This is a genomic window from Paraburkholderia sp. J10-1, from assembly GCF_905220165.1.
GTDB lineage: Bacteria > Pseudomonadota > Gammaproteobacteria > Burkholderiales > Burkholderiaceae > Paraburkholderia.
Map to the genome: position 1 here is coordinate 97,371 of NZ_CAJMYW010000002.1, position 18,433 is coordinate 115,803.

Genomic DNA, 18,433 nt, shown 5'->3' on the forward strand with positions numbered 1-18,433 from the left:
ACGACAATGACGAATCTGGTGAATCTGGTAATCGCTGAACACGACAATCACTCGATCAAGGCCGCGACGCTGAACACCGTCGCAGCAGCACAGAAGATTGGTGGCGACGTGCACGTGCTGGTCGCGGGCCACAACGCCCAGGCCGCCGCGGACGCAGCCGCGAAGATCGCAGGCGTAGCGAAGGTGCTGCTCGCCGACGCGCCGCAACTCGAACAGGGTCTCGCCGAGAACGTCGAAGCGACGGTCCTCGCCATTGCGAAGAACTACTCGCACATCCTCGCGCCGGCAACGGCAGCGGGCAAGAACGTCACGCCGCGTATTGCCGCGAAGCTCGACGTCGCGCAGATCAGCGACATCACCGCCGTGGATGCGCCGGACACGTTCGAGCGTCCGATCTACGCGGGCAACGCGATCGCAACGGTGCAATCGGTCGATCCGGTCAAGGTCATCACCGTTCGCACGACGGCATTCGACGCCGTTGCGGCCGAAGGTGGCAGCGCAGCCGTTGAGAAGCTCGAGGCCGCAGCGGACAGCGGCCTCACGCAGTTCGTCGGCCGTGAAGTCACGAAGCTCGACCGTCCGGAACTCACGAGCGCGAAGATCATCGTCTCGGGTGGCCGGGGTTTGGGCAGCGGCGAGAACTACACGAAGGTGCTGGAGCCGCTCGCCGACAAGCTCAACGCAGCGCTCGGCGCCTCGCGCGCAGCAGTTGACGCAGGCTACGTGCCGAACGACTACCAGGTCGGTCAGACGGGCAAGATCGTCGCGCCGCAACTGTACGTGGCGGTCGGCATCTCGGGTGCGATCCAGCATCTGGCCGGCATGAAGGACTCGAAGGTCATCGTCGCGATCAACAAGGACGAAGAAGCGCCGATCTTCAGCGTGGCCGACTACGGCCTCGTGGGTGACCTGTTCACGGTCGTGCCGGAGCTGGCGAGCACGCTCGCCTGACGACGCAGCTAGCGCAAGAAGCGGCAACGACAAGCCGTCAAACGCGCACCCGCCGCGGCGCCCACAAGCGCCGTGGTCATTCGATAGAAACGACAACCAGACCCGCCGCAAACGGCGTCATGCACCCGCCGAAGGCAGCACGGGGCATGCGCGCTTGCCGCAACGAGACGGCACTGGTTGCATGAAGTGGAACCGGAGACACCATGACGACACCCTCGATCGAAACGATCAAGGCGCATCCCGAATACCGGCAGCTGATTGCCGTGCGCCGGCGCTTCAGCTTCACGCTGACCGCGCTCATGATCGCCATCTACTACGGCTTCATCCTGGTCGTCGCGCTCGCGCCGCATCAGCTCGCGCATCCGCTCTATGCGAGCGCCACCACCAGCGTCGGCATTGCCGTTGGCGTAGGCATCATCCTGTGCGCTGTTGCGCTCACCGGCCTCTATGTGCTGCGCGCCAACCGCCGCTTCGATCCAGCCATGCGCGCGCTCATCGCGAAGCTCCATGACGAGGTGCCTGCATGAAGCCAGCCCGCCTTCTCCCCGCACTCGCACTCGCGGCCGCCAGCAGCTTCGCCCGCGCAAACGTGCCCGCTGCCGCGGCAGCGCCCATGCCCGCGCCCCAGCACAACCCGGTAGCCATCGGCATGTTTGTGCTTTTCGTTCTCGTGACGCTCGGCATCACGCAGTGGGCCGCGCGCCGCACGCGCACCGCGCACGACTTCTACACGGGCGGCGGCGGTATCAGCGGCTTGCAGAACGGCCTGGCGATTGCCGGCGACTACATGTCCGCGGCTTCGTTCCTCGGCCTCTCGGGCATGGTGTTCATCTTCGGATTCGACGGACTCATTTACTCGATCGGCTTTCTCGTCGGCTGGCCGTTCGTGATGTTTCTGATCGCCGAGCCGCTGCGCAATCTCGGCAAGTTCACGTTCGCCGACGTGGTCGCCTATCGCTTCGAGCAAGGCCCGATCCGCCTGATCACCTCGGCCAATTCGTTGATGGTCGTGATCTTCTATCTGGTCGTGCAGATGGTTGGCGCGGGCAAGCTCATCGAACTGCTGTTCGGCCTCGACTACTGGATCGCCGAAATCGTCGTGGGCGTGCTGATGGTGATCTACGTGTTCTTCGGCGGCATGAAAGCCACGACGTGGGTGCAGCTCATCAAGGCGGCGCTGCTGCTGTGCGGCGCGACGTTCATGGCGGTGCTCGCGCTTGCGCACTTCGGCTTCAGTGCGAACGAGATGTTCCGCCAGGCCGTCAACGTGCACCCGGGCGCCCTGAGCATCATGGCGCCGGGCAAGCTGATTCGCGATCCGCTGAACGCGCTCTCGCTCGGTATCGCGCTGATGTTCGGCACGGCAGGCTTTCCGCATATCCTGATGCGCTTTTTCACGGTGCCCAACGCGAAAGAGGCGCGCAAGTCGGTGTTCTATGCCACGGGCTTCATCGGCTACTTCTACCTGCTCACGTTCGTGATCGGCTTCTCGGCGATCGCGCTGCTCGCCCAGCATCCCGAGTTCTTCCGCGTCGACGCGGCGGGCCACTTCAATCTCACGACCGACCTGCTCGGCGGTTCGAACATGGTGGCCGTGAAGCTCGCCCAGGCGGTGGGCGGCAACCTGTTCTACGGCTTCATCGCGGCGGTCACGTTCGCGACGATCCTCGCCGTGGTGGCAGGCCTCACGCTCTCGGGCGCAACCACGGTCTCGCACGATCTCTACGCAAGCTGGCTCGCGCGCGGACGCAAGAACGAGCATCGCGAGATGCGCATCTCGCGCGTCGCGACACTCGTACTCAGTGCAATTGCAATCGGCCTCGGCATCCTCTTCGAGCACGCGAACGTGGCATTCCTCGTGGGTCTCGTCGCGGCCGTGGCGGCCAGCGCCAACTTCCCGATGCTCGTCATGTCGATCTTCTGGAGCGGCATGACCACGCGCGGCGCGGTTGCAGGCGGTACGCTCGGCCTTGTCTCGTCGGTACTGCTCACGGTCTTCTCGAAGTCGGTGTGGGTCGACGTGCTCCATCACGCCCACGCACCCGTGTTCCTCGACAATCCCGCGATCGTTTCCGTGCCGCTCGCGTTCTTCGGTATCTGGGCAGTCTCGCGCCTCGACGCCGGTGCGCGCGCCCGCAAGGAACGCGAGGCGTTCGCCGCGCAGGAATTCTACGGCCAGACCGGACTCCTGCCGATGGAGGCCGTGAAGCACTAAGGCACTGAGGCGCTAAATCGCCTGATCGCGCAACGAAACGGACAACGTCATGCGCGAGTCCCGCGCCCCTCAGCGTATGCATCACGCACGCTGCGGGGCGCTTTCTTTTGGCCTTCATAGCGGCGTGCGCGGCGCGCCAACACCACGGCGCACGCGCAATTGCGGCGCCGGTTATAGTGCGCATGGGACGCGGCGCGCAACCGGGCGCACCGCGCGCCGCCCGATCAACCGCCGCCACGCCCGTACCCAGCCGCACCGCCGATGGAGCACGCCTACGATCATCTGCTGCACCTGCTCGCCGCGCACGCTACGTGGACGCTTGCTTTTGTCGTGGTCGCCGCTTTTCTCGAATCGCTCGCGTTCATCGGCACGTTCGTTCCCGGCAGCACGGCGATGTTCATTGCGGGCGCGTTCGCAGCCACGGGCACGATCAATCTGGGCTGGCTCTTCGTTTGCGCCATAGTGGGCGCCGTGGCCGGCGACGGCGTGAGCTTCTGGATCGGCCACCGCTACCGCGGCTCGCTTGGCCAGATGTGGCCGTTCAGCCGCCACCCCGGCATTCTCGAACGCGCGCAGGCCTACTTCGTGAGCCACGGCACACGCAGCGTGATCCTCGCGCGCTTCATCGCGCCGCTGCGCGCCGTGGTGCCGATCGTCGCGGGCATGGCCGGCATGAAGCCCATGCGCTTCTTCATGATGAACGTGATCTCCGCGCTCATCTGGGCGCCCGCGCATATCGTGCCGGGCGTGGTGTTCGGCGCCTCGCTCCAGCTCGCGGGCGCGGTGTCGTTCCGGCTCGTGGTCGTGATCGGCATCGTTGCGCTCGCGATCTGGCTCATCTGGCGCTTCGTGCGCATGCTGCTCCTGCACATCGACAACTGGGCCGGCGCGTCGCGGCGCAGCGCGGCGCAGTGGGCGGCGCAGCATCCCGGGCGCGCCTCGAAGCGTCTCGCCCGCCTGCTCGATCCGGCGCAGCCCGCGCTCGGCCCCGTGATCGTGATCACGGGCCTCGTGCCGGTATGCGCGGCCGTGTTTTCCTATGTGCTCGGCAACGTGCTGCGCGGCGAGCCGCTCGTGCAGCTCGACCAGTCCGTGCGCCAGTTCCTTCAGTCGATCCACACCACATGGGCCGATGCGACGCTCGCGCGCGTCGAGACACTCGGCAGCACCTGGACGCTGGCGGCGCTCATCGCGACGATGGCCGTGTGGATGGTGCTGGAGCGGCGCTGGCGCACCATCGCTTACTGGATGATTGCGGCGGCCGTTTCGCAGCTGCTCATCCTCATGCTGCGCTTCGTGATCCACCATACGGCGACGGGCGGCGGCCAGGCCATCGAAGCCTACGTATTCCCGAGCGACCGCGTGGCGTCGATGGTGATCGTCTACGGCTTCGTGATGTTCCTGCTCGTGCGCCGCGCGAGCATGCTCGAGGCCGCGCTCGTCGCCGCGCTCGGCAACGCGATTGTCGTGTCCGTGGCGTTCGCGGGGCTCTACTTCGACCGTTTCCTGTTCTCGGACGCCATCGGCGGCGCAGCCTTCGCCGCGATCTGGGTGGCGATCGTCGTGCTCACCTCGCTTTGGCGCTACCCCAAGCGGCCGCCGCAACGTCCGTATGTGCCGCCCATCGTGCTCATCGTGCTGGTCGGCGCCGTTCTCCTGCAGACGGTGCCGTCAGTGCGCCCACCCGCGCCGCCTACGACCGCCACGGCGGCGCCGCCCGTCGTCATCACGCAATTGCAGTGGAGCGATTCGCTGTGGAGGACGTTTGCGTGCTACCGCTTCGACATGAAAGGCGCGCGCCGCGAGCCGATGACGATCCAGTGGGCCGCAAGCGCGGACGACCTGCGCACGGCGCTGCGCGACGCAGGCTGGGCCGAAGGCCCGCAGATCTCGCTGAGAAGCGTGCTTTCGCTCGTTGCGCCGAACGTGGACGTGATGTCGCTGCCGCTGCTGCCGAAGCTGAACAACGGCCTGCCCTCGCCGCTCGTGTTCGCCCGCGCGCGCCTGACCGACAGGAATGACGCCGGAGACGAAAAGCTCGCGCCGGGCAGCCACCGGGACGTGCTGCGCTTCTGGCCTTCAGGCTATGCGCTCGCGCCGCGGCATGCTGGAAGCAACAATGGCAACGCAGACGCAGGGGAACTCACGCCAATCTGGGTCGGCTCGCTCGTGCACGAGCGACTGCGCCGCGGTTCCTGGCCGTTCAACGTCGTCACGAGCTACCTCGACGACGCCTCGGACCTCAGCGCCCCCGGCCAGCCGGCCGGCTGGCGCACGCTCGCGCTGCCGGGCGAAGCGGGTTGCGAGGGGCGGCCCGTGAAGCTGATCGTGCAGGGCGGCCGCTGAAAGGCAAATCGAAAGCTCAGGCGGTGCTCTCGCCCCAGCTTCCCGTGGCATGGAAGCGGTCGATGCGCTTGCGGGCGTCCGCGTAGGCGGCGTCGAGCGCGGCGTCGGACCCGGTGTAATTGCGCATCATGTCGTGAAAGCGCACGCTGCGCCCTTCGACATGGGCATCCGCGCCGTGGCGGCAAATGTAGCCGCTGTAGTGGAACAGCGGCTCGGGCGAGCGCGGCCCGAACGCCGGAATCGGCAGCACCCAGATCTCGAAGCCTTCATGCTCGGTGTGGTCCCACATGGCGTGTCTCCTGTCCCATGCCTAACATGCCAATTATCGTCGCACGGCACCCCTCTCGCCTGCAAACGGCCTTTTTCCGCGAGTTTGGCTAAACTATGCGGGCGCAGCAGAACTCAAACCCGATTCCCAAGCGATACCCCACATCATGACGCCGGCCTCTCTCACGCAGGAACCGCAGTCCGTCTCCAGCGCTGTTACGCGCAACGCCTTCTTCATCGTGGCCACCGTCAACGAAGACGCAGCAAGCCGCGCCACCGTGCGCGCCTGGTGCGCCGACGTCGCCAACCTCGTGCGCGCGGTGGGCAAACGCGTGCCCGCGGGCAATCTCTCGTGTGTGGTGGGCTTTTCGTCCGACGCATGGGACAAGCTGTTCGGCGAACCGCGCCCGGCCAACCTGCATCCGTTCCGCGAATTCGGCACCGGCGAGCGCCGGGCGATTGCCACGCCAGGTGACATTCTGTTGCATATTCGCGCCGACGAAACCGACCTGTGCTTCGAGCTCGCCACCCAGCTCATGACGCGCCTGGAAGGCGCGGTCACGACCGTGGACGAAGTGCACGGCTTTCGCAACTTCGACATGCGCGCGATGATCGGCTTCGTCGACGGCACCGAAAATCCCACGGGCAACGAAGCCGTGCATTTCACCGTAATCGGCGAAAGCGACGACCCCGAATTCTGCGGCGGCAGCTACGTGCTCGTGCAGAAGTACCTGCACGACATGAAAGGCTGGAACGCGCTTTCCGTGGAGGCCCAGGAGCAAATCATCGGGCGCACCAAACTCCAGGACATCGAACTGGACGAAGCCGTGAAGCCGAGCTGGTCGCACAGCTCGCTCACCACGCTCGAAGACAACGCGGGCAACGAGATCAAGATCCTGCGTGACAACATGCCGTTCGGCCGGCCCGGTTCGGCCGAATTCGGCACCTACTTCATCGGCTATGCGCGCTCGCCCGAGCCGATCGAACAGATGCTCGAGAACATGTTCGTCGGCCTGCCGCCCGGCAACTACGACCGGCTGCTCGACTTCAGCCGCGCTGTCACGGGCAGCCTGTTCTTCGTGCCTTCGCAACCGTTGCTCGAAGCGCTCGCCGAAGTCGATCCGGGCGCCGCGCCCACCATCGAGGTGAGCGCCGCCAACACATCAGAAACAAAAACAGAATCCGGGCCTGCCGCCGCGCCGAGCGCGGACGGCTCGCTCGCCATCGGATCCCTCAAAGGAGCACCCCGGTATGAATAACCTCCATCGCGAGCTGGCGCCCATCTCCACGGCCGCGTGGTCGCAAATCGAAGAAGAAGTCGCGCGCACCTTCAAGCGCTCGCTCGCGGGCCGCCGCGTCGTGGACGTCGAGGGCCCCGGCGGCCCGGCGCTCGCGGCAATCGGCACCGGCCACCAGAACGGCATTGAAGCGCCGCTGGAAGGCATCCGCGCGCGCCAGCGCGAAGTGAAGGCGATTGTGGAATTGCGCGTGCCGTTCGAACTCTCGCGCGACGCCATTGACGACGTGGAGCGCGGCGCAGAAGACTCCGACTGGCAACCGGCCAAGGAAGCGGCCACGCGCCTCGCGTTCGCGGAAGACCGCGCGATCTTCGACGGCTACACGGCCGCGCAGATCACGGGCATTCGCGAAGGCTCGTCGAACCCGATCCTGCCGTTGCCGGCCGATATCGCCGACTACCCCACGGTCATCGCCAAGGCGCTCGAACAGTTGCGTCTGCAAGGCGTGGACGGCCCGTATGCGGTGCTGCTCGGCTCCGATGCTTATACAGCGGTGAGCGAAGCGAGCGACCAGGGCTATCCGGTTCTCGAGCACATTCGCCGTCTCGTGAACGGCGAGATCATCTGGGCGCCGGCCATCGAAGGCGGCGCCATCCTGAGCACGCGTGGCGGCGACTTCGCGTTCCACCTCGGGCAGGATGTGTCGATCGGGTATTCGTCGCATGACGACAAGAGCGTGAAGCTTTATCTGCAAGAGAGCTTTACGTTCTTGATGCTGACTTCCGAGGCTTCGGTGGCGGTGAAGCCGGAATAAGGCCACGCTGATTCCCTTAAGCCACGAAAAAGGGGCGCTCCGTGACGAGCGCCCCTTTTTTCATGCCTTGCCGCTAGTGCTCAATGAACGATCACTGATAGAAGTTCACGGTCACGACCGCTGAGCGGCCCGGCGCCCAGGTTGCATAAATCGGGTACGCGCTCTGGTAGTACTCCTTGTCGAAGATGTTGTTCACGTTGAGCTGCAGATCGATCTTCTTCGACACGCGCCACGTAGCCGAAGCATCGAAGCGCGCATAGCCCGGCGTCCATTTGCGCGAAGTCGCCGAAACCGATGCATACGTCAGGCTCGAAACCGTTGCGCCCGCACCCACCGTGAGCTTCGGCAGCACGTCATAGCTCGTCCACAGCGTGAAGTTGTGCTTGGGCACCATCACCATCGGCAGGCCGGAGAGTGCCGGGCTCGCCGGGCCGGCGTCGGTCGTGATCGCGTCGAGGTACGAATAGCCGCCGAACACGGACCACTTGTTCGTCACGTTACCCGCGAACCCGAACTCGAAACCGCGCACGCGCTGCGAGCCTGCGTTGATCGTGCCGCCCAGGCCGTCGCTCACGCGCGCGTTGGTCTTTTCGGTCTGGAACAACGCCGTAGTGAGCGAGAGGCGCTGATCGAGCACATCCCACTTCGCGCCCACTTCGATATTGCGCGAGCGCTCGGGCGCGAGATCCTTGTTGGTCGCCGTGATCTGGTCCGTGCCGCCGCCCAGGCCCGAATTCGAGCCCGGCGGATTCGCCGAGGTGCCGTACGACGTATAAAGGCTCAAAGTCGGGATCGGCTTGAACACGAGGCCGAACTGGTAGCTGAAGAGATTCGACGTATTCGACAGATCGGCCACGCCCGCCTGCTGCGCGGTCACGTCGTAGCGGTCGAAGCGCAAGCCCGCGTTGAAGATCCAGCGCTCGGAAAGCTGCACGCTGTCGAACATGTACGCCGAAGCGATATTCGTCTGTGTATGCGTGGCCGGTCCCGGGAAGCTCTTGTCGCCGTTCAGGACGATGCTGCCCGTCCACGGATTGTTCGGATTCCAGTTGTTGATCGACGCGCAGTTGTACGCGACCGAGCACGGACCGCCCGAGCGGATGTTGTTGCCCGCCGAGTCGGTCACGAGATAGCCCTCGTAAAGGTCCTGCTCGTGGCTGAACTCCACGCCTGCCGTGAACGTGTGGCGCATGCCGTAGAGGTCGAATTTGCCGGTCGCTTCCGTCTGGTTCGCGACGCTGTTGGTCGCGTACTTGCCGCTCTTGGCCTGCAGGCTCAGGATGTTCGAGGTCGCGTTCGTCAGCTGTGGATTGGTCGCCACGTAGTCGAGCGTCGAGCGGCCGAACATCGTCGTGTTCTTGATCTTCCACGCATCGTTGATGCGGTGCTCCACCTTCACTTCGCCCGTGTCGGTCTGCCCGTAGCGGTAGTCGCGCGTGTTCAGGCCGTAGAACTGGCCGCGGTTGGACGACACCGGCGTGCCGCCCGTCGAGCGGAACGGCACGCTGAAGTCGGGCATGTCGTAGGTGTTCAGGTGGTAGTAGCTCACCGTGACCGTGGTCGGCGAGTTCAGGCCGAACGCGATCGAGGGCGCCACGCCCCAGCGCTTGCTGTACACGTCGGTGCGGCCCGCCTGGTCGGCGTCGTGGCCCATGGCGTTCAGGCGGAACGCGGTGGTGTCGTTGAGCGTCTGGTTCCAGTCGATGGTGGCGCGGCGGTAGCTATCGGTGCCAAGACCCACGCTGCCGTTGATGAAGTTATCGGCCTGCGGTGTTTTCGTCGTGATGTCGATGCTGCCGCCTACCGAGCCGCGCCCGGCGTACACGGAATCCGGGCCCTTGATGACGCTGATGTTCTGCACATCGAAGGTTTCGCGGTTCTGCACGCCCGAGTCGCGCATGCCGTCCACAAAGATCGAGTTGCGCGATTCGAAGCCGCGAATCACGGGGCGATCGGCGGAAGGATTCGCCGCCGCGTCGCCGCCGAGGAACGTGATGCCGGGCACCGTGCGCAACGCGTCCTGGAACGTCGTGACGTTCTTCTCCTTGAGCACTTCCTCGGGAATCACTGTGACCGAGCGCGGCGTGTCGATGAGCGGCGCCGTGAACTTGTACGAATCGAGCGCTTTGGTCTGCATGTCGGAAGGCGCGGAAACGACCTTCACGGCGGGCAGCGTGCTTTCCGTAGCGGCGGTTGACGATGCCGGCGCAGCTGGCGCTGCGCTCGCGGCGGCTGAACTGTCGGCGGCAGGTGCGGTTTGCGCGTAAACGAGAGGCGATGCGAAGAAACCGGAGCAATAGAGCGCAGCGACGGAAGCGATGGCGCGCATCCGCGTCGGGAAATGGACGGACATGAGTGAGCGAGTTGGTCGGCGAAATGTCGTTGTTACGAATGCGCATGATTCTCATTCGTTATTTCGATTGTAATAACTTGTTATATGTTTGTAAATATTCAATGAGAAATTCGTAGGCCGCGGCAAGCGCCAAGGTCCACGCAAGGCGCAGGAGCGAGCCCCCCCCCGCCGCCCCCGACTGCCGGTATGATGGCGGCCTCACCGCGGACGACGCGTCGTCCCGGCGCCCGGTTCCATTCACGAAGACAGAGGAAGACCGCCATGACGGCAGCAGCACAATTCGACCAGGTTTCCGTAATCAAACGCGCCAACGTCTACTTCGACGGCAAGTGCGTTTCGCACACCGTGCTGTTCGCCGACGGCTCGCGCAAGACGCTCGGCGTGATCCTGCCGGGCACGCTGAACTTCGGCACCGACGCCGCCGAACTGATGGAAGTGCAGGCCGGCCAGTGCCGCATCCGCCTGGAAGGCACCGACGAGTGGAAGACCTACAGCGCCGGCGAGTCGTTCTCGGTGCCGGGCAAGAGCCGCTTCGACATCGACGTGATCGAGACGCTCGACTACGTTTGCAGCTACCTGTAAGCAGCGCCTCGCCTGACCCGCCGCGCGACTCGCGGCGGGCGTTTTCGTTTTTGCCGGGGCGCGCCGGGCGCGCTGAACGTGCTGGACGCGCCGCCCTTACCCGCTCGCTACAATGGGCGCCAGCCCGTCGCCCCGCGACTTTCCCGCTCGCCTTTCCGCCGTGTCATCCCTCGATCCCCTTCCCTCGCCGCGCCCTCGCGCCAACGCCGATCGTCCGCCGCCGCGCAGCCCGCTTGCCACGCTTGCGATCGTGACCGTGCTTACGGGCATCGGCGCGGGCCTGGGCGGCATGCTGCTCGCGCTGCTGCTGCACGCGATCCAGCACGTGGCCTACGGTTACGGCGCGGGCCATATCGTCGGAGCGGAGAGCTTTCTGCAGGGCGTGACCGATACCGCGCCCTGGCGGCGCGTGGCCGTGCTCGTGGCCTGCGGGTTGATCGGCGGTGGCGGATGGTGGGCGCTCTATCGCTACGCACGTCCGCTCGTCAGCATCAGCGCGGCGATCAAGCCGGGCGGCAAGCGCATGCCGATTTTCGCGACCACCGTTCATGCGCTGCTGCAGATCGTGACCGTCGCGATGGGTTCGCCGCTCGGGCGCGAAGTCGCGCCGCGCGAGATCGGCGCCGCGTTCGCAAGCTGGCTCGCGAAGCGTACGGGCCTCACCGCTGCGGAGCGCCGGGTGATGATCGCGTGCGGCGCGGGCGCGGGGCTCGCGGCGGTGTACAACGTGCCGCTGGGCGGCGCGATTTTCGTGCTCGAAGTGCTGCTCGGCACGTTCGGCTGGTCGGTGGCGGTGCCGGCCATCACCACCTCGGCGATTGCGGCCGTGATCGCATGGATCGGTCTTGGCGACGAGCAGCAATACCACGTGCCCCCTTACGGCATCAATGCGCAGCTCGTAGTGTGGTCGGTGCTCTGCGGGCCGTTGTTCGGGGCAGCCGCGCACGGTTTCTCGCGCGTGACGAACCGCGCGCGCGACGCGTCGCCGAAGGACTGGCGGCTGCCGCTCTACACGCTGGTGAATTTTGCGGGCATCGGCCTGCTGGCCATCTGGTTTCCGCAGTTGCTCGGCAACGGCAAGGGCCCGGCAGGCCTGAGCTTCGACGACAACCTCGGCATTGGTCTGGCCGCCACGCTGCTCGTGCTGCGCGTGTTCATCACGACGACCACGTTGCGCGCGGGCGCCAAGGGCGGCCTGCTCACGCCGGGACTCGCGAACGGCGCGCTGCTCGCCATCGTGATCGCGGGGCTGGTGAATCACGTGTGGCCCGGTCTTTCGCCGGGCGCCTTTGCGATCGTCGGGGCGGGCGCGTTTCTCGCATCCTCGATGCAGATGCCGATTACCGCGACCGTGCTGATCCTCGAGTTCACGCACGTGAATCACGATCTGGCGATTCCACTGCTGCTCGCCGTGGCAGGTTCTGTCGCCACGCTGCGGCTGCTGGCGCGCGCGCAGCGTCCTTCGCACGGCGCCCCAACGCTCGGCGCCGAGCGCGAACTGCGGCTCGCCGCGCTGCGCGAGCCGTCGGCGCGCGAGTCCTCCGACTAACCCGCTATTTGCCGAGGTCGGCCAACGGATGCGCCTCCGCACGCCACGGCGACGCAAGGAAGTGCTGCACGCGTTCGGCGCGCACTTCCACGAGCGTGGCCGGCGCCCAGCGCGGCTTGCGGTCCTTGTCGACGAGATGCGCGCGCACGCCTTCGCAGAAGTCGCCTTCCTCGATCGCCCGGCCTACGATGCCAAGCTCCATGCGGAAGCACTCGGCGAGCGTCATCTGGCGGCCGCGCAGCAGCGCTTCGCGCGTGACTTCGAGCATCGTCGGCGAATAGTGCGTGAGCGCTTCTAGCGTGCTTTCGAGCCACGCCTGTTCCGCTTGCGAGTGGTCGTGTTCGAGGTCGGCGCGCAGCGAGGCGACGATCTGCTCGACACGCAGGCGACGGTCGAAGTGCCGCACGACGAGCGACGTGAACGTTGCGAGCGCGCCCTCGTTCGCCTCGTGACACGGTGCGACGAACACTTCGCGCAACGCCGCATGCACATCGCCTGACCATTGCGCGGCCAGAAGACGCGCCTCGTAATCATCGAGCCATTCGCCCGGCACGCAGGCATCCGCGAGGCCGCAATGCACCGCGTCCGCGCCGCCAAGCATCGCGCCGGTCAAACCTACGTATAGCGCCATCTCCACCGGCATCCGCGCGAGGAAGTGCGTCGCGCCCACGTCGGGCAGCAAGCCGATGCGTGTTTCCGGCATGGCGATCTTCGTGCGCGAGGTCGCTACGCGCAGCGACGCCGCCTGGCCAAGACCCATGCCGCCGCCCATCGTCACGCCGTCTAGCAGCGCGACGAGCGGCTTGGAAAACGTATGCAGTGCGTAATCGAGGCGATATTCGTCAATGAAGAATTGCTGCCAGCCGTTCGCGCCCTCACGCGCTTTCTCGCGCGCCAGCTGGTAAATCGCGCGCACGTCGCCGCCCGCGCAAAAACCTTTCGGGCCCGCGCCTTCGAGCACGAGCGCGACGATGCCGTCGTCCGTGCGCACGCGTTCCAGCAGCACAGCCAGTTCGCGCACCATGGCGTGCGAAAGCGCATTGAGCGCAGACGGACGATTGAGCGTGACGATCGCCACGCGATTGACCACGCGAAACAGCACATTCTTTTCGGCTTCCGTTGCCGCCTGATCGCAAGCGGGTGTTGCACTCATTACTTAGCTCTCCGTTTCAAGATGCCAGTGAGGTTTGCGCTTATCCAGAAACGCATTGACGCCTTCACGCTGGTTAGGCGAATCGAACAGATCGACGAAGCGCTCGCGCTCGACAGCGAGCGCCGCGTCGCGCGGCACGCCATTGCGCGCCTGATGGATCAGCGACTTGCTGAAGGTGACTGCTTGCGGGCTCAAGCCCGCGACACGCGCGGCCATGGCGAGCGCGGCCTCGCGTGCGCCGCCCGTTGCGACGACTTCCTCGACGAGGCCGATGCGCAGCGCCGTTTGCGCGTTCACGCGCTCGCCCGTAAGGATGATGCGTTTGGCCCAGCCTTCGCCCACGAGCCAGGGCAAGGTCTGCGTGCCGCAGCCGGAGGGCAGCAGCCCCACGGCGGGCTCGGGCAGAGCGAGTTGCGCATGCTCCTCGGCAATGCGGATATCGCAGGCGAGTGCGCACTCCAGGCCGCCGCCCATTGCATAGCCGTTGATCGCCGCGATAACCACGGGCCGCGCCTTCTGCAGCGCCTCGAATGCCGCGCCGAACGCGCTCGCCGCGGTGCGCGCGACCTCGCGATCGCCATTGGCGAAGGCATTGAGGTCGGCGCCCGCGCTGAAAAACTTCGGCCCGCTGCCAGTGATGACGATGGCGCGTACCTGTGGTTCGCGGTCGAACGCTTCGATGACCTGCTGCAGCTGACGTAAGCCGTCGACCGTGAAGGCATTCGCCGGTGGCCGCGAAAGCGTGAGCAGGGCCACCGCGCCTTCGTGCGCGTACTCGAATTCGATCATTTCGGACTCCGTGTGGATATCAGCGCAGCTCGGGGAAATCCTCTTCCCAGTACTCGTCGGGCTGGCGCGCGGGTTCGGCGCCGCGCTCCATTTCGCGGCGGCGCAGTTCCACGCGGCGAATCTTGCCCGAGATGGTCTTGGGCAAGTCGCTGAACTGCAGGCGGCGAATGCGCTTGTACGGCGCGAGCTTTTCGCGCGAGAAGCGGAACACCTCTCGTGCGAGTTCGGGGCCCGCTTCGAAACCCTGGCGCACGATGACGAACGCCTTCGGCACGGAAAGGCGCAGTTCGTCCGGACTCGGCACAACTGCCGCTTCGGCGATCGCTTCATGCTCGATCAGCACGCTCTCCAGTTCGAACGGGCTCAGGCGGTAATCGGACGACTTGAACACATCGTCGGCGCGGCCCACGTAGACGTAGTAACCATCGTCACGGCGCAGCGCCACGTCGGACGTATGGTAGTAGTCGTTGCGCATGGCGTATTCGCTCGCTTTCGCGTTGTTCGCGTAGCCCGTCATGAGGCCGAGCGGACGGTGCAGGAGCGGCAGAGCGATCTCGCCTTCGCTCGCGGGATGGTCGTCGGCATCGACGAGTTCCACGCGATAGCCCGGCAGCGGGCGCCCCATCGAGCCCGCCACCACGGGCTGGCCCGGCGAATTGCCGATCTGGCAGGTCGTTTCGGTCTGGCCGTAGCCGTCGCGGATCGTGATGCCCCACGCGTGACGCACGCGCTCGATGACCTCGGGGTTCAGCGGCTCGCCCGCGCCCACGATCTCACGCAGCTTCACCGCATACGTTGCGAGCGGCTCCTGCACGAGCATGCGCCACACCGTGGGCGGCGCGCACAGCGTGGTCACGCCGCATTGCACGAGCGCGGCGAGCGTGTCTTTCGGCACGAAGCGCGCGTAGTTGTAGACGAACACGCACGCCTGCGCATTCCACGGCGCGAAGAAGCAACTCCACGCATGTTTGGCCCAGCCCGGCGAACTGATGTTCCAGTGGATGTCGCCCGGCATGAGGCCGATCCAGTACATCGTCGAAAGGTGGCCTACGGGGTAGCTTTCGTGCGTGTGCTCGACGAGCTTGGGCTTCGAGGTCGTGCCCGAGGTGAAATAGAGCAGGAGCGGGTCGGTGGCGCGCGTCGGGCCGTCGGGTTCGAAGGCGGCGCTCGCTTCGTACGCACGCGAGAGATCGATCCAGCCTTCGCAGGCATTGGGCGCCGCGCCAACCGCGATACGCTTCACGCTTTTGTCGAGCGCATCGAATTTGCCGAGTTCGGCGGCGTCCACCACGACGTAGCCCGCGCCGCCCGTTTCCACGCGCTCGCGCACGTCGTCGGGCGAGAGCTGCGTCGTCGCGGGCAGCACGATCGCGCCGAGCTTCATTGCCGCCAGCATCACGTCCCAGAGTTCGACGCGATTGGGCAGCATCAACAGCAAGCGGTCGCCGCGCACCACGCCCTGCTCACGCAGGAAGTTCGCCATGCGCGACGAGCGCTCGGACATCTGCGCGAACGAATAGCGCGTGCCGCCGTTCGCGAGGTCGTCGACGATCCAGAGCGCCGGGTTGTCGTTGCCGCGCGCCATCACGTCGAAGTAGTCGAGCGCCCAGTTGAACGTGTCGAGCTTCGGCCACGCGAACTCGTCGTAAGCGCGTACGTAGTCGGTGCGGTGACGCAGCAGCAATTCGCGTGCGTCGATGAAGGCCTGCGCGGAAGGGGTGAACCCGGTCATCGTCGTCTCCTTATTTCATCGGCGCGTACGCGCGCTTATTTTTGATTCGCCACTTCTACTACTGATTAAAGCTGTCGAGCAATCACCATCCGTTGCACTTCGCTCGTGCCTTCGTAAATCTGCGTGATGCGTGCATCGCGATAGTGGCGCTCCACCGGATAGTCGTTCAGAAAGCCATAGCCGCCGTGGATCTGAATGGCGTGCGAACACACTTCCTCGGCCATTTCTGAAGCGTAAAGCTTGGCCTGCGAAGCCTCGGAAAGACACGGCTTGCCAAGCGAGCGCAGCCGCGCCGCGTGATGCACGAGATGGCGCGCGGCGTTGATGCGCGTATGCATGTCCGCGAGCATGTTCGCCACGCTCTGATGCTTGATGATCGGTTCGCCGAACTGCACGCGTTCGTGCGCATAGGTGCGCGCCGCGTCGAAGGCCGCGCGTGCGATGCCGAGCGCCTGCGCGGCAATGCCAATGCGTCCGCCTTCGAGATTCGCCAATGCGATCTTCAATCCTTCGCCGCGCTGGCCGAGCAGGTTCGCTTCGGGAATCGCACAGTCCACGAGCGAAATCGGGCAGGTGTCCGAAGCACGGATGCCCATCTTCTTCTCGTGCGGCCCGACGTTGAAGCCCGGCGTATCGGTCGGCACGATGAACGCGGAAATGCCGCGCTTGCCCGCGTCGGGATCGGTCACGGCGAACACGATGGCGATATTCGCGCGCGAGCCGTTGGTCACAAACTGCTTGTTGCCGTTGAGCACCCACTTGCCGTCGCGCAGTTCGGCGCGCGTGCGCAGGTTGTTCGCCTCGGAGCCCGCCTGCGGCTCGGTCAGACAGAACGCGCCGATCAGCTCGCCGCTTGCGAGCTTGCCGAGCCAGCGGTCCTTTTGCACGTCGGTGCCGAACTGCAGGATCGGCCCGCAGCCCACCGAGTTGTGCACGCTGACGAGCGTCGCGCACGAGGCGCAGCCCGCCGCGATCTCTTCCATGGCGAGCGCGTAGGCCACGTAGTCGGTGTACGAACCGCCCTGCTCCTGCGGCACGATCATGCCGAGAAAGCCCAGTTCACCCAGTTGCTTGACGACCTCGTCGGGCAGCTTGCCGTCGCGGTCCCATTGCGCCGCGTTCGGCGCCAGCTGCTCGCTTGCGAAGTCGCGCGCGGCGTCGCGAATCATGCGCTGGTCGTCGGTGTAGAACTCGTCCATGTGTGTCCCCTTCCTGTGTCTCTTGCGCTTGCCTTCCACTGTGGCGCGATGCGGCCCCGGCTGCAAGGCTTGCGAAAAGTGTAGGCACGCAGGCGACCGTATTCGATGCCCGTCACGCTCAAAGTCGTTGATCGGATTTACCATACTGGCTGCGACAACCCATCAGCAGGCGGCTCCTTGCAACCAACGCGAATGCATACACTGAGCGAAAAAGGCACAATCTCGATGAGCCTCGTGAACGAGACGCTCGCGCTGGCGCGCGCGGGCGGACTCGAAATCGCGCCGCTCACCGAGGCCGCCGGCATCGCGCCGGCTGTGCTGCGCGCACCCGAGGCCCGCGTGAGCGCGGCGCAATACGGCCAGTTGTGGTCGGGTATCGCGCGCGCGCTCGACGACGAATTCTTCGGCCAGGACTCGCACGCGATGAAAAGCGGCAGTTTCATCGCCATGACGCACTCGGCGCTTGGCGCCAGCACCGGCCGCCAGGCGCTGCAGCGCGCCGTGCACTTCATGCGGCTCGTGCTCGACGACCTGGCAGGCGAGATCGACATCGACGCCACGCGCGTGCGCGTCACGCTCTCGCATCGCGCGGGCAAACCCGCGCCCACCCTCTTCGCGTATGCCACCTGGTTCATCCTTGTCTACGGACTCGTGTGCTGGCTCGTTGGGCGGCGCATTCCGCTTCTCTGCGCGCGCTTTCGCTGCCCGCAGCCGCACGCCGCGCACGAATACCAGCTCATGCTCTGCGACGACATGACGTTCGACCAGCCGGCCACGTGGTTCGAATTCGCACCCGGCTTTCTCGAGCTGCCCGTGATCCAGACCGCCAGCTCGGCGCGCGCGTTTCTGCGCAACGCGCCGGGCAACTTCGTCGTGAAGTACCGCAATCCGGGCTCGTTCGCGGCGCGCGTGCGGCGTGCGCTGCGCGCACTGCCTGTCGCCGCCTGGCCCGATGCCGATGCCATCGCGCAACGCCTGAACGTGGCGCCCGCCACGCTGCGCCGGCGCTTGAGCCAGGAGGGCCACAGCTGCCAGTCGATCAAGGACGAGTTGCGCCGCGACCTTGCGATCGCGGCGCTGCAGGAGCCGGGCCGCTCGGTCGCCGACGTCGCGGCGGCGGTCGGGTTTGCAGAGCCGAGCGCGTTTCACCGGGCGTTCCGCAAATGGACCGGACAGCGCCCGACCGACTTCCGCGCGGCCCGCTCCCGCGGCAGCAAGCGATAGCCTCGATCCACCTTTCGGTTA

The 18,433-nt window shown here is 65.8% G+C and carries 15 protein-coding genes; 9 read left to right on the forward strand and 6 right to left on the reverse strand.

Going from position 1 to position 18,433, the window contains the following annotated elements; genetic code table 11:
* Nucleotides 1–15 precede the first annotated feature (15 nt).
* The 4 genes from U5A65_RS07290 to U5A65_RS07305 all read left to right on the forward strand — a co-directional run bounded on the left by U5A65_RS07290 (nt 16) and on the right by U5A65_RS07305 (nt 5,512).
* The gene (locus U5A65_RS07290; RefSeq protein ID WP_321946426.1) at nt 16–951 is read left to right on the forward strand and encodes an electron transfer flavoprotein subunit alpha/FixB family protein; all 936 of its coding nucleotides are present in this window, start codon (nt 16–18) and stop codon (nt 949–951) included.
* Between the two features lie 203 nt (nt 952–1,154).
* Complete coding sequence (locus tag U5A65_RS07295) at nt 1,155–1,478, forward strand: DUF485 domain-containing protein (protein WP_321911339.1); 324 nt, start codon at nt 1,155–1,157, stop codon at nt 1,476–1,478.
* Nucleotides 1,475–3,166: a cation acetate symporter gene (locus U5A65_RS07300; protein ID WP_321945929.1), complete on the forward strand. Its 1,692-nt coding sequence runs from the start codon at nt 1,475–1,477 to the stop codon at nt 3,164–3,166. Before U5A65_RS07295 ends, U5A65_RS07300 begins: the two co-directional genes overlap by 4 nt.
* A gap of 261 nt (nt 3,167–3,427) precedes the next feature.
* Nucleotides 3,428–5,512 (forward strand): VTT domain-containing protein, encoded by a 2,085-nt coding sequence (locus U5A65_RS07305; RefSeq protein WP_321945930.1) that lies wholly within the window; start codon nt 3,428–3,430, stop codon nt 5,510–5,512.
* A gap of 16 nt (nt 5,513–5,528) precedes the next feature.
* Here the strand turns inward: U5A65_RS07305 and U5A65_RS07310 are convergent, their stop codons facing one another.
* Complete coding sequence (locus U5A65_RS07310; RefSeq protein ID WP_321911344.1) at nt 5,529–5,801, reverse strand: hypothetical protein; 273 nt, start codon at nt 5,799–5,801, stop codon at nt 5,529–5,531.
* Between the two features lie 145 nt (nt 5,802–5,946).
* Here U5A65_RS07310 and U5A65_RS07315 point away from each other — a divergent pair, with 145 nt between their 5' ends.
* Both U5A65_RS07315 and U5A65_RS07320 read left to right on the forward strand, forming a co-directional pair.
* Nucleotides 5,947–7,038, forward strand: coding sequence for a Dyp-type peroxidase (locus U5A65_RS07315; RefSeq protein ID WP_321945931.1), 1,092 nt, complete (start codon nt 5,947–5,949; stop codon nt 7,036–7,038).
* Entirely contained in the window at nt 7,031–7,831 is an 801-nt protein-coding gene (locus tag U5A65_RS07320; RefSeq protein WP_321911348.1) for a family 1 encapsulin nanocompartment shell protein, read from the forward strand. Before U5A65_RS07315 ends, U5A65_RS07320 begins: the two co-directional genes overlap by 8 nt.
* A gap of 91 nt (nt 7,832–7,922) precedes the next feature.
* Here the strand turns inward: U5A65_RS07320 and U5A65_RS07325 are convergent, their stop codons facing one another.
* Nucleotides 7,923–10,184: a TonB-dependent siderophore receptor gene (locus U5A65_RS07325; protein ID WP_321934134.1), complete on the reverse strand. Its 2,262-nt coding sequence runs from the start codon at nt 10,182–10,184 to the stop codon at nt 7,923–7,925.
* A gap of 261 nt (nt 10,185–10,445) precedes the next feature.
* Here U5A65_RS07325 and U5A65_RS07330 point away from each other — a divergent pair, with 261 nt between their 5' ends.
* A complete protein-coding gene (locus U5A65_RS07330; protein WP_254337311.1) occupies nt 10,446–10,766 on the forward strand; it encodes a pyrimidine/purine nucleoside phosphorylase in 321 nt (106 codons plus the stop codon).
* A 160-nt stretch (nt 10,767–10,926) separates the two neighbouring features.
* Nucleotides 10,927–12,315 carry a chloride channel protein gene (locus U5A65_RS07335; RefSeq protein ID WP_321945932.1) on the forward strand — a complete coding sequence of 463 codons (1,389 nt, stop codon included), beginning with the start codon at nt 10,927–10,929 and terminating at the stop codon, nt 12,313–12,315.
* 4 nt (nt 12,316–12,319) lie between these two features.
* On the opposite strand, the gene U5A65_RS07340 is transcribed toward U5A65_RS07335, so the two are convergent.
* The 4 genes from U5A65_RS07340 to U5A65_RS07355 all read right to left on the reverse strand — a co-directional run bounded on the left by U5A65_RS07340 (nt 12,320) and on the right by U5A65_RS07355 (nt 17,188).
* Nucleotides 12,320–13,468 carry an enoyl-CoA hydratase/isomerase family protein gene (locus tag U5A65_RS07340; RefSeq protein WP_321945933.1) on the reverse strand — a complete coding sequence of 383 codons (1,149 nt, stop codon included), beginning with the start codon at nt 13,466–13,468 and terminating at the stop codon, nt 12,320–12,322.
* Between the two features lie 3 nt (nt 13,469–13,471).
* A complete protein-coding gene (locus U5A65_RS07345; RefSeq protein ID WP_321934131.1) occupies nt 13,472–14,257 on the reverse strand; it encodes an enoyl-CoA hydratase in 786 nt (261 codons plus the stop codon).
* A 19-nt stretch (nt 14,258–14,276) separates the two neighbouring features.
* Entirely contained in the window at nt 14,277–15,989 is a 1,713-nt protein-coding gene (locus tag U5A65_RS07350; RefSeq protein ID WP_321945934.1) for an AMP-binding protein, read from the reverse strand.
* Between the two features lie 65 nt (nt 15,990–16,054).
* The gene (locus U5A65_RS07355) at nt 16,055–17,188 is read right to left on the reverse strand and encodes an acyl-CoA dehydrogenase (protein WP_321911362.1); all 1,134 of its coding nucleotides are present in this window, start codon (nt 17,186–17,188) and stop codon (nt 16,055–16,057) included.
* A 192-nt stretch (nt 17,189–17,380) separates the two neighbouring features.
* Between U5A65_RS07355 and U5A65_RS07360 the strand changes: the two genes are divergently transcribed.
* Nucleotides 17,381–18,412: an AraC family transcriptional regulator gene (locus tag U5A65_RS07360; RefSeq protein ID WP_321911364.1), complete on the forward strand. Its 1,032-nt coding sequence runs from the start codon at nt 17,381–17,383 to the stop codon at nt 18,410–18,412.
* The last annotated feature ends 21 nt before the right edge of the window (nt 18,413–18,433 follow it).

Coding starts and splice junctions, on each gene's coding strand:
- U5A65_RS07300 (WP_321945929.1), top strand. CDS start 1,475: ATGAAGCCAGCCCGCCTTCTCCCCGCACTCGCACTCGCGGCCGCCAGC.
- U5A65_RS07350 (WP_321945934.1), bottom strand. CDS start 15,989: ATGACCGGGTTCACCCCTTCCGCGCAGGCCTTCATCGACGCACGCGAA.
- U5A65_RS07310 (WP_321911344.1), bottom strand. CDS start 5,801: ATGTGGGACCACACCGAGCATGAAGGCTTCGAGATCTGGGTGCTGCCG.
- U5A65_RS07355 (WP_321911362.1), bottom strand. CDS start 17,188: ATGGACGAGTTCTACACCGACGACCAGCGCATGATTCGCGACGCCGCG.
- U5A65_RS07295 (WP_321911339.1), top strand. CDS start 1,155: ATGACGACACCCTCGATCGAAACGATCAAGGCGCATCCCGAATACCGG.
- U5A65_RS07360 (WP_321911364.1), top strand. CDS start 17,381: ATGCATACACTGAGCGAAAAAGGCACAATCTCGATGAGCCTCGTGAAC.
- U5A65_RS07345 (WP_321934131.1), bottom strand. CDS start 14,257: ATGATCGAATTCGAGTACGCGCACGAAGGCGCGGTGGCCCTGCTCACG.
- U5A65_RS07330 (WP_254337311.1), top strand. CDS start 10,446: ATGACGGCAGCAGCACAATTCGACCAGGTTTCCGTAATCAAACGCGCC.
- U5A65_RS07315 (WP_321945931.1), top strand. CDS start 5,947: ATGACGCCGGCCTCTCTCACGCAGGAACCGCAGTCCGTCTCCAGCGCT.
- U5A65_RS07305 (WP_321945930.1), top strand. CDS start 3,428: ATGGAGCACGCCTACGATCATCTGCTGCACCTGCTCGCCGCGCACGCT.
- U5A65_RS07325 (WP_321934134.1), bottom strand. CDS start 10,184: ATGTCCGTCCATTTCCCGACGCGGATGCGCGCCATCGCTTCCGTCGCT.
- U5A65_RS07320 (WP_321911348.1), top strand. CDS start 7,031: ATGAATAACCTCCATCGCGAGCTGGCGCCCATCTCCACGGCCGCGTGG.
- U5A65_RS07340 (WP_321945933.1), bottom strand. CDS start 13,468: ATGAGTGCAACACCCGCTTGCGATCAGGCGGCAACGGAAGCCGAAAAG.